The organism is Alteromonas sp. PRIM-21 (genome assembly GCF_027563165.1).
In the GTDB taxonomy this organism is placed as follows: Bacteria; Pseudomonadota; Gammaproteobacteria; order Enterobacterales; family Alteromonadaceae; genus Alteromonas; species Alteromonas macleodii_A.
The window spans coordinates 90,370-108,671 of sequence record NZ_JADOEK010000013.1 but is presented as its reverse complement, the minus strand read 5'-3'; the positions used below and the strand labels follow the sequence as shown (position 1 = coordinate 108,671).

Below are 18,302 nucleotides of genomic sequence, written 5' to 3'. Positions count from 1 at the left end.
ATTATCCTAAAGTCTACTACATAAAAAAGAGGGCTAAACGCCCCCCTCCTTAATTCGCTATCAATTACTTTTTTACGTCTTGATATGAGTTAGCGTTAAAACAAGTAACTTAATCCAATAGAAAAGAGGTCAGTAGCATTATCATCTATGTCGTAACGTTCATACTCAATCGATGCAACCCAGTCGTCGTGAATACGCCAGTTACCTCCAATGCCATAGAACAGATCTGTACCTTCATCATCAACGTCTTGAAGTAGGGCTGTATCCTCAAACACATCTAACGAATCGTAATTACCTTGCCAAAAATATAAGCCCACATGCGCATGTAAAAACCAGTCCTCATGACGTAAAAACTGATAGGCTACACTTAATGTATAGCCATCTACTGATGTTGGGCGAATACGCGATGTCTCGCTGAAAAAGCGAGATGGCTCGTTGGTCGTGGTTGAAAATGCTGCCGATACATCACCTAAATCGGTATAACCGACTTGAATAAAGCTGTTTTCGGTAATATTGGTACCTACTACCGCTTTCCACGCACTGCGGGTGTCATCAATATCTATGTCAAAGACATCAAAGCCTAGCTCTGCGGCTTCTTGTTGTACATCGCTTTCCTTGAAATCTCCTGATGCGCTACCCCAACTTCCGCTTATGAAAAACTGTTTAGCCGTGCACTTTTCATATTCTTTAGAAAGTTTTGAGGCATCCTCTTTAGATAAGCATTGAGTTTTGCTCGCTAAAAAAGGGGAAGCATCTCTTTCCTTATTAGATTGCTGAGCCATGACTGGAAGAGAAAACATTGCTCCTAGCGCAACAACGCTAATAAACCCATGCCTAAAAGTTCTATTCATCTTAGTTACGCTCACGCTTTTACTCCCTTTCTTTGGGCCGCTAACACGCGGCGCAATGTCATTACAAATACTAGTAACATCAACAGCGTAGCGTTCATGCTACCTCCGCCTCCGCCAGAGTTTTCTATTCTAACCGTCACGGGTTGAACTGTAACAGTTAGCCTGCCCTCGCTCGTTCCGCCCTGTGTATCTTCAATAATATAGGTGACTACAGCATTGCCCGTAAATGCAGCAGGCGGCGTAAAGGTTAATGTATCGTCAGGGTTAACAGATACGCTACCAATTGATGCCTGGGCACTTACAACACGAATACTATCGCCATCTTCGTCGAAGTCGTTGGCAAGCACGTTAACGGTTACAGATTGGTCAACGTCTATCGTTACAGTATCGTCTACAGCCTGTGGAGGATTATTACCAATAATGGTTACCGTAATTACACCCAGGTCTGAACCTCCGTTTCCATCACTAATACCATAATTAACAATCACTTCGCCAATAAAGCCAAGTGGAGGCGTGTATTCAATGGTATCCCCCGCTATCACAGCTGTGCCGAAGGTGGTTGTAGCAGAGGTAATACGCAAGTCATCGCCATCTGGGTCTGAATCGTTACTCAAGACTTCAATAGTTGCAGATTCATCAACAATGATAGTTACTGCATCGTCAGTCGCCACAGGTTGGCTATTGCCATTAAATAGAACACCTACACCGCCTGGGTCGACAATCGTTCCGTTAACTAAACCGTCATCATCATCTACACCGCCATCAAGTATTTCTAACTGCACACACCAATGCCCTTCAGTTAGGCCTTCTGTCCAATAGTCACCGCCCGGAGGTGGGCAATAGCCTGGCTCACCTTCAACAGACCATAAACGGTTGTTCGCGTTTTCCGTAAAGGTTACCCAACCGTTTTCAGGCGTGAACTTACGGTACACCGCATTTGCAGGTATTGGCTTAAGCTGTGGCATCACAATATTTAGCGTTTGACCCGCCTCAGGTAAACCATAGGCAATGAAATCGAAAATGCCGCCGATGTTTGTCGCTTCTGGGTCAGGGACAATGTCATCGTCGCCGGCAATGTCGCCGTCAATGATTTTAGCGCCGCCGAGTTCACTACTTACAGAGAAGTTACCTAGGCGCAAGCATACGCCTGGGTCACCTTCCACCATGTAACCATCAACAAACGCCACTTCTTGTGGAAGCACATTACACTCAGGCGTTGGATCCAGGTAATCCAAAATACCGTCTCTGTCACTATCAGCAAGGCCATCCACAACATCCGGTACGCCGTCACCATCACTATCAAGTTCAGCAGGTGTCGGTAGCGTATCAACTACCTGAATGTATAAGGTATCCGAGTCTGTAAAGGCCGTATCATCTGCATCTGTGACCGTAGCTCGAATTCGGTAAACACCAACGTCCAAGCCACTTGGATCAAAGGTAAAGGTGTCATTAACGCTATCGGTATCTGCAATGTCCGCATCCAGTGATGTCCACACAAATTCATACTCATTGGTTGGATCTGGATGGTCAACAGTAGAGGTGACTAACACGTCAGAACCAGTAGGGATAACGAGAATTCTTGATTCGCCGTCCTGCTCGGTAAACAGGTCAACATCAGGATTTACGTTATCTTCACGAATAGTAACTTCGTGAATGTACTTATTACCTATGTTAAGCACATCAGAAAGCTCAATCGTGATCGTCTCTACACCTTCAATGTCCGCATCTGGGAACACATTGAAGTTCACCGTTATATCACTACCTGACTCCATCACAATAACGCCGTCAACCAGGTCATGGTCGCTGCTATCTGCCGTACCGCTTACTGTGTATGGAATTTCTAGCGGATAAACGGGTGACGTACCGTTTAAGTGAATGCCAAATTCTACTTCATGGCCTTCCAGCACTACCTGATCCTTAGTAACAGAAACCAATGGTCTTACACGTACCGCCTGACTAGCAACAGAGGTTAAACCGTCTTCGTCTGTCGCCTGCCAGTATGCCGTATTGTTACCCGGCTCGTAGAAGATAAGGCCATCAACTAGTGACACAGGTAACGGATTGCCAAATTTATCGACAGCCGACGCTACGCCAAGGTCGATTTTGGTAAATAGTGCATTAGCATCTACAAACACGTCTTCTGGTACTTCAATAACTGGGCGGTCGGCCAAATCATCAGGCATAACATCTACAATCACTGACGCTCGGGCAACCTCGCTCTGAGGGTCGGTGATGGTGTAGTCAATTACTATTTCACCGACAAAACCTTCAAGCGGCGTATAGATAAGTGAATCGTCAGCCCAAGAAACCTCGCCTAATTCAACACGGGCGCCGATGATGCGTAATGTATCGCCATCAGCGTCAGAGTCATTGGCCAGTACATCAATTGTAGCTGGGTTGTAGTTACCCAAGGTTATCGCATCATCACGAGCAACCGGCGCATCGTTCACGGGGGTCACGTTGATGGTTACGGTACCCACGTTAGAGGTTTCTTCTCCATCATTTGCGGTATACGTAAAGCTTGTTGTGCCACTGAAGTCGGCTTCAGGTGCGTACAATACACTAGGTAAGCTACCTACAAGCTCTCCTTCTGGTGATGTTACCAGCTGATAAGTTAGCGCGTCGCCATCTGCGTCATTACCCTGTAGTCGAATTGGCAGTGTTGCGTCTTCTTCCATTGTAAACGTTAAGTCCATTACCGTTGGCGCATCGTTAGTATCGATAACGGTTACCGTGTAGGTCGCACACGCTTGCGCGCCCGATGGGTCAGCAACGCATACCGTAATAGTGGCAGTGCCGTGGAAACCATCTGCAGGCGTAAATGTCACCACGCCATTAACGATTTCTACAGTGCCGTTAGTCGCTTCGGCACTAGCAATAGTGAGCGTATCACCGTCGATATCGTTTGCATTGGATAATACGTTGATACTAAGCGGCGTATCTTGATTAGTAGATACTTCACCACCTTCAAGGGTCGGTGCATCATTTACATTTTCAACCGACACCGTAATCTGCGCAGTCGCTTCACCGCCATTACCATCTGAAATGGTGTAGGTAATGATCGCCGTTCCAACAAAGTTAGGCAGCGGTGTGTAGAGAATGTTGCCATCACTGTCGATAGTTACCGTGCCCGAGTTAGCCGTTGCATCTGTGATGATTAGCGTATCACCGTCAATGTCAGCATCGTTGGCAAGTGCATTAATAATGACACTGCTGTCTTCACTTACATTAGCTTGGTCGTTATTTGCTACTGGCGCGTCGTTAATAGCAACAATGACTACCGTAACCGTCGCGGTATCAGTACCACCGAATCCATCGCTGATAGTGTAGGTAAATGATGCCTCACCATTTACATTGGCAACAGGTGTATAGGTAACGGTAGTGCCGTTATTGACCACCACACTTCCGTTCTCAGTACTTGCCATGGTTACCGTTAGTACATCGCCGTCGATGTCGCTATCGTTTGTTAGTACGGTTACTGTAACACTGCCATCTTCGGTAACACTTGCTGTGTCATCAACGGCAACAGGAGCATCGTTCACTGCAGTGACAGTTAGGGTTACCTGCGCTGTATCAGTGCCACCATGTCCATCTGAAACGGTGTATTCAATAGTGACCACCCCGTTATAGTTGGCAGGCGCTTGATAGCTTAACTCACCGCTTGGCAACAATATCACCATGCCTGTGGACGCTGTTACTTCGGTAATGGTTAACGTATCGCCATCTTCGTCAGTATCGTTAGACAGCACATCCAAGGTTACCGACTCGTCTTCTTCAGACGTAAAGCTGTCATCATTTGCAACAGGAATATTGTTCTCAGCAACGGTTAGCACCAAGGTACCCGTTACCGTGCCGCCCATACCGTCAGACACGGTATAGGTAACCATCACTGTGCCTACGAAACCTTCAGGTGGCGTGTATGACACTAATCCATCAACAATAGTCGCTGTTCCAAAATCAGCCGATACTGAGGTAAGTGTAAGTGCATCGCCATCTGCATCTGTGTCATTAGCCAGTACGTCAACCTCTACCGCTTCGTTAAGCTTAATAGCCAGCTGATCGTCTTGAACGTCAGGAAGTGTATTGCCATTAACAAATGTGCCTACTCCACCAACAAAGCTAACCGCTCCATTGGTTGTAGCGTCAGCATCGTAACTGCCGCCATCAGTGAGCGTCAGCTTCACACACCAGCTACCTGCAACCAGACCTTCTTGCCATTCGCTACTATTAACGGTAGGACAGAAACCCGGCGCCCCTGGTGCTGAGTAAATCACTGCGTCACCGTCAGCAACAACATCAAACCAACCAAGTTCAGCAGTCCAAGTGCGCATAAATGCGTCCTCTGGCACCGCGTTACGCTGCGGAATAATCACATCGAATTGTGCTTGATTAGACTGACTATTCACGACGTCGAAGTTAAACAACCCACCGACATTGTTAGCTTCCGTGTCTGTCGGAATGCGACTTGTTACTACGCCGTCATCAGCAAGTAGCAATACGCCAGCATTTGAAGTGCCACGGGTGTACTCACCTGCGCTTATACATGCACCAGCGTTTGACTCAACAAGATATTGCGCGCTTTCACCTGCAATCTCTGGCGCTAAAGAACAAAGCGCAATGCTATCTAAGTAGTTAGGCACACCGTCTAAGTCGGCATCACCTATGCCTTCAATATTATCTGGCAGGCCGTCACTGTCGGTGTCTGCACCAGTAAGCTCAGGTAACGTTTCTACCACCTCAATATAAATTGTGCGTGAACTTACAAGCGCTGGGTTTTCACTGTCTGCCACAAGAAGCGTAACCGCATAAACACCTGGCGCTACTGAAGCAGGGTCGAAAGTAAATACGCCGTCATCACCTGAAACATTAGTAAGCTCTGATGATGAATTACTCCAGTCGTAGATAAAATCAGCGGCTGGATTGGTGTGACTGATAGCCGCTAGTACGTCGACTAAACCATCATTTTGGCCCACAGTTAACGTTGTCGTATTACCTTGCTCAGCTGACAGCGCTACAACTGGGGCCACAGGCGTTTCTGCAATTGTGGTAGTCTGCGACGCTTTTTCTCCGACATTTACGTTTTCATTTAGCGTTACGATTACCGTTTCGCCGTCATCGATAACCGTGTCAGGGATAATATTGAATTTAACTGTGGCCTGTGTGCCACCTTCAATGGTGACAGTGCCAGAGATAAGGTCGTGATCGCTAGTATCTGCAGTACCTGAAACCGTGTAGCTCACTGTTACTGGGTAACTAGGTGCATTACCGCTTAGCAGTACATCAAAGCTTGCTGCGCCACCTTCGGTGACAACACCGTCATCGCTTAAAGACACTTGAGGGTTTACGCGGATACTTTGACTAACCGTTGTCGTATCGCCTTCATCGTCAGTTGCCTGCCAGTAAACGGTATGTAGCCCTGGCGTAAAGCGGGTTTGACCGTTCAATAAGGTTACTGGTATTGGGTTACCACCTGCATCTACAGCTGTTGCATTACCAAGTGCAATTTCTGTTAGATATCCTGTGGCATCAAGTTCAATATCCGCTGGTGCTTCGACAACTGGGAAGGTTTGAGCAGTTTGCTCAGAGGCACTAACAGTAACTATTACACTTGCTTGCGATGTGGCGCCACTTGCATCGGTAATAGTATAAGTAATTTGAACATCGCCTTGCGTTCCAAGCGCAGGCGTATAGACAAGTATCCCATTTTCAACTTCGACACTGCCGCTATCCGCTGTTGCGCCAAGTATTGATAATGCATCGCCTTCAACGTCAAGGTCGTTGCTTAGTACGTCAATTTCTACAGCTGAGTCGTCTAATGTAGAAGCCGTATCCGCAACCGCCACAGGCGCATCGTTCACGGCCACCACATTCACTGTGATATTGGCAGTGTTCGAATCTTCTTGACCGTCGTTCGCTTTATAGCTGAACAGTACCGTACCGTTGTAATCTTCTGGAGTAACGTACAGCAAAGAAGGAGCAGAACCTAACACTTCACCTGTTGGCAACGTTACCAATTCAAACGTTAAAACGTCTTCGTCTGCGTCGGTACCCGTTAGCGTGATGGGAAGGCTATCCCCTTCGTAAATGGTGAACTCGAGATCTTCAACGACTGGACCAATGTTTGTATACACCACTGTAACGGTAATACGGGCACAAGCCTCTTCGCCCTCAGCATCTTGAATACAAACATCGATGGTTACTTCACCGGAATAATCTTCAGACGGCGTATAAACCAGTTTGCCGTCAACAATTTCAACCGTGCCGTCTGAAGATGTTGCGCTTACGATAGTATGCGTATCATCTGTATCTACATCTTCAACATTGGCGATAACATCGATAGTTAACGCTTCATTTTGGTTCGTTGCAGCAGTGAAATCAGCAAGTGTAGGTGCATCGTTAACAGCGGTAACCGTTACAACAAGCGTACCTGTTGCCGTTGCTCCATTGCCATCAGAAACCGTGTAGGTAATGGTTGCTGTACCATTGAAGTTCTCATCTGGTGTGTAGCTTACTTGCCCACCTTGAATAGCGACTGAACCTTCGTCAACGGTTACGTCTGAAATAGTCAGTACGTCTTCGTCAATGTCAGAGTCATTCGCGAGCACGTCGACAATAACAGAGCCATCTTCCTCGACTGTGGCCGTATCATCCACCGTTACCGGTGTATCATTAACCGGGTTAACGGTAACAGTGATCGTTGCTGTATCAGTGGCACCATTACCATCGCTTACCGTATATGACACTGTCGCTTCGCCATTAAAATCAGCATTTGGCGAGAAAGTAACCTGGCTATCTGCCGTGATCACTGCACTACCCTGCGCTGACGAGGCCACCGAGACTGAAAGCACATCTTCATCTATATCAGAGTCATTGGCGAGAACAGCTACTGTTACTGAAGCGTCCTCATCAACAACAGCGGTGTCGTCCAAAGCGATAGGAGCATCGTTCACCCCTTCTACCGTAAAGCTAATGCTGGCAGTGGCGGTACCGCCATTTCCGTCTGAAATAGTGTAGGTGGCGGTTGCCGCCCCATCAAAATCAGCAGGTGGTGTATAGGTCACACTGTTATTTGCATTAACTGTAATAGTCCCTTCAGATGCGCTAGCAGATGTCACGCTTAATTCATCGTTGTCAACATCTGTATCATTGTCTAATACAGCAAGCGTAGTGCTTGAATCTTCGGTAACTCTTCCGGCGTCATCATTGGCTACTGGTGCGTCGTTAACAGGCGCCACCGTTACTGTGACTGTCGATGAGGCGCTACCACCAGCGCCATCAGATACACTGTAAGTTATCGTGGCTGTACCGTTGAAGTCGGCACTTGGCGTAAAGCTAATCGTGTTATCGCCGGTAATGGTTGCAGTGCCTTGACTGCTGCTTGCAGCCGACAGCTGCAACGTGTCGCCGTCAATATCACTGTCGTTTGAAAGCGCATTAATAATTACCGTTTCGTCTTCCTGTACACTCGCCGTATCTGCAATAGCTACCGGATTGTCATTTACTGGGTTTACCGTAATCGACACTGTTGCTGAATCTGAGCCGCTGTTTCCATCAGTAACGGTATACGTCACTGTTGCAGCACCGTTGTAGTCGGCATCCGGCGTATACAAAAGATTACCGTCGCTATTAATGGTTGCCGTACCAGTACTAGCATTAACCGCAGTTAACTCAAGGGTATCGTTGTCTACATCAGTATCGTTAGCAATAACGTTAACCACAACGCTACTGTCTTCATCAACGCTAGTCGTGTCATTATTCGCAACAGGGGCATCGTTAACGTTTACAACCGTCACTGCCACCGTTGAGTTGGCGCTGCCGCCCGCACCATCTTCGATGGTGTAAGTAATTGTAGCGTTGCCGTTGAAGTCAGCGTCTGGCGTGTAGTTCACCTGGTTACCTACAACCTGCACACTACCGGTTGTCACAGAGGCGCTCGCCACACTTAAGGTGTCGCCGTCAACATCGGTATCGTTAGCAAGTACATTGATGCTAACCGACTCGTCTTCATTGACACTTGCGGTATCTGGGTTAGCGATTGGGTTGTCGTTTACCGCTGCAATAGCTACAGACACCGACGCATTGTCACTGCCGCCGTTACCGTCTGTTACCGTATAGGCTACTGTGGCACTACTGTTGTAATCTGCCGCTGGGGTAAACACCACATTGCCGTCACCATTAACTACCGCAGTACCATTGGTCGCCGATACACTTGAAACGCTTAATGCATCGTTATCAATGTCGGTATCGTTAGCCAATACATTAATAACTACCGCCGTGTCTTCGTTCGTGCTGGCCGTGTCATCACTTGCCACTGGTGCATCGTTAACGTTAGTAACATTAATAGTCACCGTACCTGATGCCGTACCACCTGCACCATCACTGATGGTATAAGTTACGGTTGTTGCGCCATTAAAGTCGGCCGTAGGTGTAAAGGTAATATTATTTCCGTTAAAGGTTACTGAACCATTTGGCGATGCTGCATTGGTGATCGACAACGCATCGCCATCTACGTCAGTATCGTTAGTCAAAACATCAATAATTACGCTGCTGTCTTCGTTCACCGTCCCTGAATCAGGGTTAGCTATTGGCGCGTCATTTACCGCATTAACCGTTACCGATACAGAAGCTGAATCGGTTCCGCCATTTCCATCAGAAACCGTGTAATTAAGTGTAACAGGGCCATTGAAATCGGCCGGCGGCGTATAAAGAACATCGCCATTTGAATTTACGGAGGCCGCACCAGCGCTTGCCGACACCGCAGTAACACTTAGGGCATCGCCATCTACGTCACTGTCGTTAGCTAACACATCAATAATTACGTCATTATCTTCGTTAGTATTCGCACTGTCGTTTGTGGCAACCGGTGCATCGTTATCTGCTTGCACGTCTACCGTTAGATTCGCGCTATCACTGTTCCCATTTCCATCAGAAATCGTATAGGTCACAAGTGCTGGACCGTTAAAGTCTTGTGCAGGCGTGAAGGTGATATTGCTTCCCGCGAACGAAACCGCACCGTTGCTAGAATTAGCCGCTGTGATAGACAGTGAATCGCCATCCACATCGGAATCATTTGCCAAGACATTTACTACCACTTGTGTGTCTTCAGTGGTATTGGCTGAGTCGGCCTGTGCTACAGGCGCATCTTGAACATTGTTTACCGTAAATGTTGCTGTGGCGGTGTCGCTACCGCCTGCGCTATCGGTAAGGGTGTATTGCACGGTTTCGGTGCCGAAGAAATCAGCTGCCGGCGTATAAATCAAGTTCGCGCCATCTGTAGTTACCGTACCGCCATTACTTGGCGTAGCTACAGAGGTAATGATGATACTTTGACCGCTGTCTGCGTCGCTATCATTGCTACGGACCGCTAACGTATTGCTGGTTGTATCTTCATCTACAGTGAAACTATCATCATTCGCTGATGGTATACGGTTAAGTAAGGTTACCGTCACGTCGTTAGCATTTAATGACTGAGGCTGAGCTGCGCCATCAACGTAGCTAAGCGCAGAAGAAATAGTTAAATCTTGGGTAGCCGCACTGGGCACTAGGGCGCTGGTGTCTAGCTCAACGCTAAACACATAGGTTTCAGTGTCACCATCATTATCGCTATTTACAATACTGCCTAAATCAAGCGTTAGCGTATTGTTAGACACACTAATATTGCCGTTCACGTTAACCGCTGTGCCGCTAGCAGCACTGTTAATACTTGCTGGATTGACACCTGAAGAAAGGCCAGTATTAAAGATACGAGCAAGTTCCCCCGCCTCGGCGAGCAATGAAACATTAGCAGGTAAGGTAACGCTTAAGCTTAAATCGTCTGTTGTCCCCTTAGGTACAGTAACGGTTTGTGTAAGGGTTAGTGTTTCGCCCTGCACAAAATTGTTACCAGATGTACCACCATCACTGGTATCGGTAAGGGCAAAGGTTGGCGCAGATACGGTTTGCGCTTGTGAAGTAACCGGAATAAGTAGAGCATTCTCGCCATCAGAAGCGTTACTGTCGTTGTCACTTAACTGGTTGGCACCGAGGTTGTCACCGCTAAACAGCGCTTGCGTTGAAAATACAGTGTTGTCAGCTGCATTTGCATCTAGCGTTAGCACCACAGAAGCGGTTACCGTTTCACTTGGGGCAATTCCGCCCACGTTTACGTCAAACGGCGTTTCGCTTACTACAACGCCTTGGCTGGCAACAGCTGTATTAGCTACTACGCTTAAGCCCGCATTAACCGGCTGAGTAAACGACACATTTTCTGCAGTCGCTGAACCTTGATTGGTTGCCACAGTGTAAACCCGTACGCTGTCACCTGGGTCAACAACCCCATCACCGTCTACATCGTTAACAAGTTCATAGTATTGAATAATCTCTAGTTCTGGCGTGCCCGCGCCCGTCGATGCACTAAACGTAAGCGGCTGGAAGCCATCGCTATCTGCACGGTTATTATCGGCATAAATAGTATCAGTTTCGTCACTGGTTGCTTCACCTTGTAGCGAGAAGCTTTCGTTTGCGGTATTGCCGTTAAAATCAACCAGCGGTGAGTCGATGGTAACATCAAGAGAAACCGTTTCGCTGGCACCAGCTGCTAGCGTGATAAAGTCTGCGCTCAATGAACTACCAATTACACTAACCGTATGCCCACCGCTTACCGTCGCCGAATTAGCAACGTAAGTAAGACCTGTGGGAATAGCGTCACTGAGAGCAATATTTGATAGCGCCTGACTACCTGTATTTTCAATTAAGTACGTAATAGTTAGCGTATCGTTAGGGCTAATGACATCATTGGTATCAGCATCGGTAGTTAGACGTACCAGCTGAGTAATATCTAAATCTGCTGTGTTTGCTGGTGTGCCCACTCTGAAAGTGTTTGCTTGGTCGCCATTTACATCATTACCATCGGCGTCAGTTGGCTCTGCTACTGTGTCGGATGAATCTACGCTACCCTGCACTGAAATAAGCGTATTGCTTGCCGTATTGGCATCAACAAGCAATTCGAAAGTAATGGTTTCAGATTCACCAAATGCCATATCGCCAACATTTACCGTAATGCCGGCACTGTCATCAAGGGTGCCTTTCGTCGTTGTCGCAGACCCTGCTACATAGTTTGTATTTGCAGGAACCCCGTGAGTAAATACAACGTCAGTAGCAGTGGCGCTATCGCTTTCATTGGTAAGCGTTGAGGTAACGAGTACCGTATCACCGGCATCAATAAATCCATTGCCATTGATATCATCAGATAGCACAACTGACTGTGTCGCACCAATAAACGCCGCGATATCACCTGTCACGTTAATAGAATCAGCGAAGCTATAATCACGTTCGTCAGCTGTGTCACCGCTCATTGAGCTATATGCACCATTAGTCAAACCAATTGAAAGTGCATTACCCACGTCAGCATCACTATCTACAGTGAACTGCATTGTCACTTGCTTGCTGCCTTCGACCAGCGTGATACTGCCCATATCTACAACAAGTAGCGTAGGCGACGTATCATCGATCGTACCTTGCCCCATGAAGCTATTTGCTACATAAGTAAGACCTTCAGGCACCGAAACGTTAAACGAAGTTTCAAACGCGTCAGCAAAACTAGAGGTGTGGCCTAGGTCGATTGTTAAGGTGAAGGTATCCTCCAATGATACCGAGGTTTTATCGAGCGTCATTGTTGAGTCTAGATTTGGCTCAACGATATCGATCTCGATAGTAGATGGACCTGCGCTTTCGCCGCCGCCTGATGCATTCACGCTGTTTGTAAGTGTTGTACCTTGCACGTTGCCTACTTCGTTTTCTACAACACCGGTAAAGGTAACCGTTATGTAATCATTGGTGCTATCGCCATCAGCGGTATTACTCACAGTTCCAAAGTCAACCGTGACATCGTTGCCAGAAACGCTAGCCGTTGCCGCGCCGTCATAGCTGATTTGCGCCGGGCTGTTAATACTAATGTTGTCAAAGCGAATGTCCGCTGGCAGCGTATTTACAATAGAAACACCGCTAATTGTGCCTTCCACTAAATCGATACGCGCATCAATAGAAACCGACTCACCCACTGCGAAATCGTTATCGCTATGTGTAGCATTAAGTGAAGATTGAATAGCCAGTGTGTTATCTACCGTTACATTACTACTAGCTGTTTCACGATAGTTATTTAGCGCAGTGTCATCATCGTCGTCTGTGCCATCTGCGCCACTACGTCCGTTAAGCCCACTGCCGTCCAACTGACTGTTATAGGTTGCTTCAACTGCATTCGTAAGCGTTTCACCGGCGCTTGCTTCGTTGGCCATTACGACGCTGTATTCGACGGTAACGCTTGCAAGAGCTGGTAGGTCGAATGCTGCAACCGACAGCGTATCGCCAGTGTTGGTCGTAGTTGTCTCACTCACATCACTCACGGTCAGTGCTGTATTTGTGCCAGTTAGTACTGCCTCGTCACTCGGGTTAGTTAGCGTTATCGCAAAGAAGGTAACACCAGAGCCGCTTCCGTCAGGCCCACCCAATAACTCAGCGGGCATTACATCCTCAAAGGCCACAGCATACGCAGTTGCTGTATTCCCCGTGTTGGTTACCACTGTACGGTACGTTACCGTATCGCCACTATCACTTGCGGTTGCACCTGCAATGATGGTTTGCGTAATAGATAGATTGGGTTCGATAACATCCACGTCAACATTCGCAGAAGGTGCTGGCGTGCTCACGTCTTGGTAGCTAAGTGAACCGGTACTAGTTAGCGTTGTTCCAGCTTGGTTACCTAAGATATTAGCAACTTCAACAGGCACAGCAATGGTAACTTGTTGAGACGTTGAAGCGCTGTTGGTAATAGTTCCAAAATCTAATACTACTGGGTCGGTTCCTTCACCAGGAGTGGTATTAGGTGTATTTGTACTGGTGAAATCTGACACCGGCGTTGTTATGATAATGGCGTCGCCGGTATACGTTAAGCCTGAAGGAAGATCTAACGTATAAACAAAGTTGTCTGTTGTACCAGTTGGTATAGAGAAACTTGCGGTTAATTCAACCACAGTTCCGATTGCAGCATCGGCTGCAGTAGTTGTTAAGGTAAGCGTGGGCGCGTTAGCGGTAACTGATGCCATAGCAGAATCAGCGATATCGTTAACGTTTTGGCCTGAGTCGTTATTAGCACCGCTACCAGTACGCTCACCGGTATCTGAACCGGCTACGCCTGGCGTAGCATTTCCAGTACCTGATGCACCTGGCAAAGACGTTGCTGAGGTTGCGACGGTATTGGTGACGGTTTCTTCAAATGCGATATCAAAATTGACGTTAGCAGTGTACACAACGGTGACGCTTTCACCCGCTGCTAGGTAATCAATGTCGCTAACTGCGCAGCTATCAGACTCAACCGTTAGCTCGTTGCCACTGATGCTTGCACAGGCTGCTACATCAATGCCTGCCCCTCTTGAATGTGTTGCGCTCACCAAACTAACCGTATTAAATCGTGCAGGTACGTTATCGTTGATGTACCAGTCGTAAGCACGCGAAACTCGAGAGCCTGCAGTATTAGTTAATGTGACGGTAAATGTAACTTCGCTGCCACCATCAACGGTCGATGGGGATGCTGCCTTTGTAGCAGTTAAATTAGGTTCTGCAATACGAATATTCTGCGTCGTATTGTTGCTCTGATTAGCGTTGCTTTCATTTAAATAGTTTACTTCACCCGTTACCGTTTTATTGTTTGTACGGTTATTGTTACTGGTGTTTAAGGTAAGCACATCAAGCGTAACGGTGATACTTTCATCACCCCCATCGTTGTCACTATTTGTTATATCACCCAAGTCGAAGATAACAGACTGACCGCTGATAACCGGGGTAATAGTTGTATCTGACGCTGTAATTGATACGTTGTTTGAAGTGCTAAAGCCCGTATCAAATGTTCCACGAATTAAGGCGGTTCCCGCTTGATAGGCCATTCCAGCAGGCAAAATAACTTCAATAATGTCCTGATTAGTGGTCTCTTTTGTCTGTCCTTCGGGCACGACCGTAGTGAACGAATAGGTTAACACCTCACCGATAGCGGCTTCTCGTGTGCCGGTGTCACTGGTAAAGGCTTCTGAAGAAGCTATCAACGTAATATTGTCAGCTAAGATTGCTTTTGTGGCCGTGGTATCTGCACTTTCTGACTGTGAATCACGCTCAACGGTTTGGTCGCCAGTTTGGCTATCACCAGTAGCTTGTGCGGATATCTCAAATGAGGAACCGGTCCGTGCACCTGCTTTTAATTCAGCAGTATAAGTAAACTGCACGCTTTCACCCGCAGCAAGCTCCGAACCTGAATAGGTTACTCTGTCTGGTGAAGTTTGAAGTGCATACGTAAAATTAGATGGAGTTGTTCCTGCGTTTACATTTGTGAAAATATCAGTATTAACATTGCTGACCACTTCAACATCATAAGCGGTAGCTGTACCTGTATTTTCAACGTTGATTGTTACAGTTACCGTATCGCCTGCTTCTACGCCGGAGCTTGGCGTCACGCTCGTTGTTGCGCTTAATACATGTTCAGCGAACTGGTTAGTTGACGTAGCTGACGCATTGTTGGTGGTATTGTTGGTTCCCGCATTTACCTGTAACTGCTTGCTTTGCGTTGACGTTGTAGCGGCATTTTGTGTGACATCTTGCACCAAGGCTTCAAGCGTAATTGAGAATGTATTATCGCTTGGATCGTTATCATTATTAGTGGTTGTACTGTCGTTAAACAAAGCTTTAACAGTTTGCCCGCTTTCGACAGTTCCCGACGATGTCACAGTGGGGCTGGCGCTTACGGTTCCGTCAAAACCTGTTGAATTTACCGTTAACGTGTTGCTGTATTCAAAACCAGCAGGAAGCGTCATATCTACCGTTAAGTCGTTCGTGGTGCCCTCTGGCAACGTCACGTCTACCCGATACTGTACGGTATCACCTACCACAACATTACCTGTAGGACTTACTATGGTTGACGCGATAGCAATATCAGAAACGGTAACCGATGCGTCATCGTTTTGTGGGTCGAAGGTTACGGTCTGACCTGAAGCCGATGCCCAATTTATTGTCGCTTCGGACGTGATGACATCATTAGGCTCTGCGGTTTGCGCAATATCTTGTGTGAAGGTAAGTACATAAACATCACCTGCGGCGAGGTTTTCTACACTGTAGGTGCCAGCAGATAAGGAGCCGCCACCTAACGTTGTGCTATTCCCATTAAGCGTTGCAGAAACAAGACTTTGCGAAGCTACGCCAGCAACAAGTGGAACACTGGCGGTGGTGTCAAATGATGTGGCACCACCTTCGTTAGTTATCGTTAATGTGTACTGAACTGTATCACCAGCATCTACATTACCTGCAGAAGTGGCAAGTGAAACCGTCAATTCTGGTGCACGAACTATTATCTCAGCAGATTTAAGATCGGCGCTAACAGCGTCTGGTGTATTGGTTGATGTTCCCTGGAATAAGTTAGCTAACCTTAGACCGTCGGCATAAGGCTCGTCGGTAACCTCAACGGTAAAATCAACTTCAAGCACTTCAGGCGTAGAGGTTGAAATATCCCCCCAGTCTAGGGTTACGCTGTTTTCCGTGGTCGATAGCGTTATGCTAGGTGTAAGCGACGTTATTGTGTTCTCAGGGCCATAAGCGAAATTAGCGTTATTCGAAAAATCTGAACTAGTACTAATCGTTGACGAGGAAACTAGGAACACAGGAAGCGGCAAAAAGTCTTTGAAAACAATGTCGTTTGTATCGCCCGACGGAATATTCATGTGCAGGCGATAAGTCACGCTTTCACCCGGTGCGTACTCAAGAACTTCTGTAGTCGTATTATTGTCAGAATTTACGAGGAATTTAGTGGTTGTTATTCCTTCAATAGATACTGAATCACTAGAACCTTCCAAGCAGCTTGACGCACCACTTGCTAGGTTATATTGCGCACTTTGAGAAAATGACAGCGAATCGTTTGCAACAACAGGTGCGTTACTACTGACCCCGGTATAACCACCAACGTAATTTTGCTGTATATCAACAGTGTAAGAAACCGTTAAAACGCTTCCACCAGCAAGCGTGCCTGTTGCGTTAGTAACGTTGTAGGTGATTGTCTCATTTTGACTGCTATCAGTACTTGAAGCAGGCCTTGGTATGTTAAACGTACTTCCGCCATAGCTAACCGTGATATCTGATGAAAAATCTACGCCATCGGCGATGGTATCGTTAAGTATTAAAGAATCTACCGATATATAGTCAGAAATTTGAATAGAGTTAGTGACAGTGAGCGTGTTGCCAGGGCTTGATTGGGTGGCGTTAACGCGTTGCTGAATTGCAACATGCTTTGCCGAAACCGTATCACTGCTAGAAACCTGGGTAAGCCCATTGCCGTTAAAACTGGCATTAAAATCTAACGGGTGAACAATACTTGACGTACTACACTGCTGCGCATCTAATACATCGATAAAATGCATAGGGTAGCTAACGCGCACATCATTTTCGCTACTTGTTCCCGTAGCAGAAGCACACGAAACATCTAAAGTGCCACCCGGGTTTGTCGTAGAGGGTTCACTATCTATAGAGCACCCAGTTCCACCAGTTATCGTAGCTTGAGCACTGTATTGAACGCCGCTGTTTAAAACATCCGTAAACTGTAAGTTGTTTATGGTAGGGCCGTTTGCTACATCAACCGTATGGGTAACGGTTGCTGAAAAACTTGGACCCGTAGCAAGCTCGTTTTCCGCAGCCGAGCTTTGCGTGGTTACTTGGTAAAGTGCCGCCTCTACCGACGCACTTTGCGTTGTGCCTACTATTGGGCCATTGTCACCTGTTGCCGTGTCGCCAAACTCATATACGGGTGTAACTTCAATAACAAACGCTTCCGCAGGCGTTGCATTGCTGTCGATAGTGAAACACACATTAGTTGTTAAATCAGGGCCGTTGGATACAACCGAACCCACTGGTATGTCTACCGTTGAAAAGCTGTACCCCTGCGTTCCGCTAACGGTTTGAGCGATGATAGGATCTTCAAGTTCATTATTGTTCGCAATGGGGTCGAATGTGCCTACATTAATTGTATCACTGTTGCTTCCTATAAATGTCGCACCATTGAAGGTTAAGTCGGCATCATGAATAACACGCAGATAAGGACCATAGCCAGTGGTACCTGAGTTAGTTAGTGGTATGTCGTAACAGAATGACTCTCCAATAAACGCACTTTGCGGCGCTGTGTTGGTGATAACAGGGGTTGCTGCTTGTGCAGTTTGTAATGCACCTAGAAGTAATGAAGTACCGATAATGGCTTTGGACAATGTGCGGATCATGTCTTTCCTTTAGCGCGTATATTTATTAGAGAGATAGCTCTCTTCCATAATCTTTAATTGAGAAAACTTTTTTGAAAAGCTCTCGACAAGACTTTGAACGTTAGTTCAAGGATTTCGATTTCGCCAACAAATCAAACATTAAAATTAAATAAATAATAGCTAATATTTGTTGTTT

The 18,302-nt window shown here is 46.8% G+C and carries 2 protein-coding genes; both read right to left on the bottom strand.

Annotated elements, in window-relative coordinates; translation table 11 throughout:
• Positions 1-95 precede the first annotated feature (95 nt).
• Positions 96-866: an outer membrane beta-barrel protein gene (locus IW644_RS16870; protein ID WP_269918567.1), complete on the bottom strand. Its 771-nt coding sequence runs from the start codon at positions 864-866 to the stop codon at positions 96-98.
• On the bottom strand, positions 863-18,127 hold the full coding sequence (locus IW644_RS16865; RefSeq protein ID WP_269918566.1) for a tandem-95 repeat protein: 17,265 nt from the start codon (positions 18,125-18,127) through the stop codon (positions 863-865). The genes IW644_RS16870 and IW644_RS16865 overlap by 4 nt, the downstream gene beginning before the upstream one ends.
• Positions 18,128-18,302 lie beyond the last annotated feature (175 nt).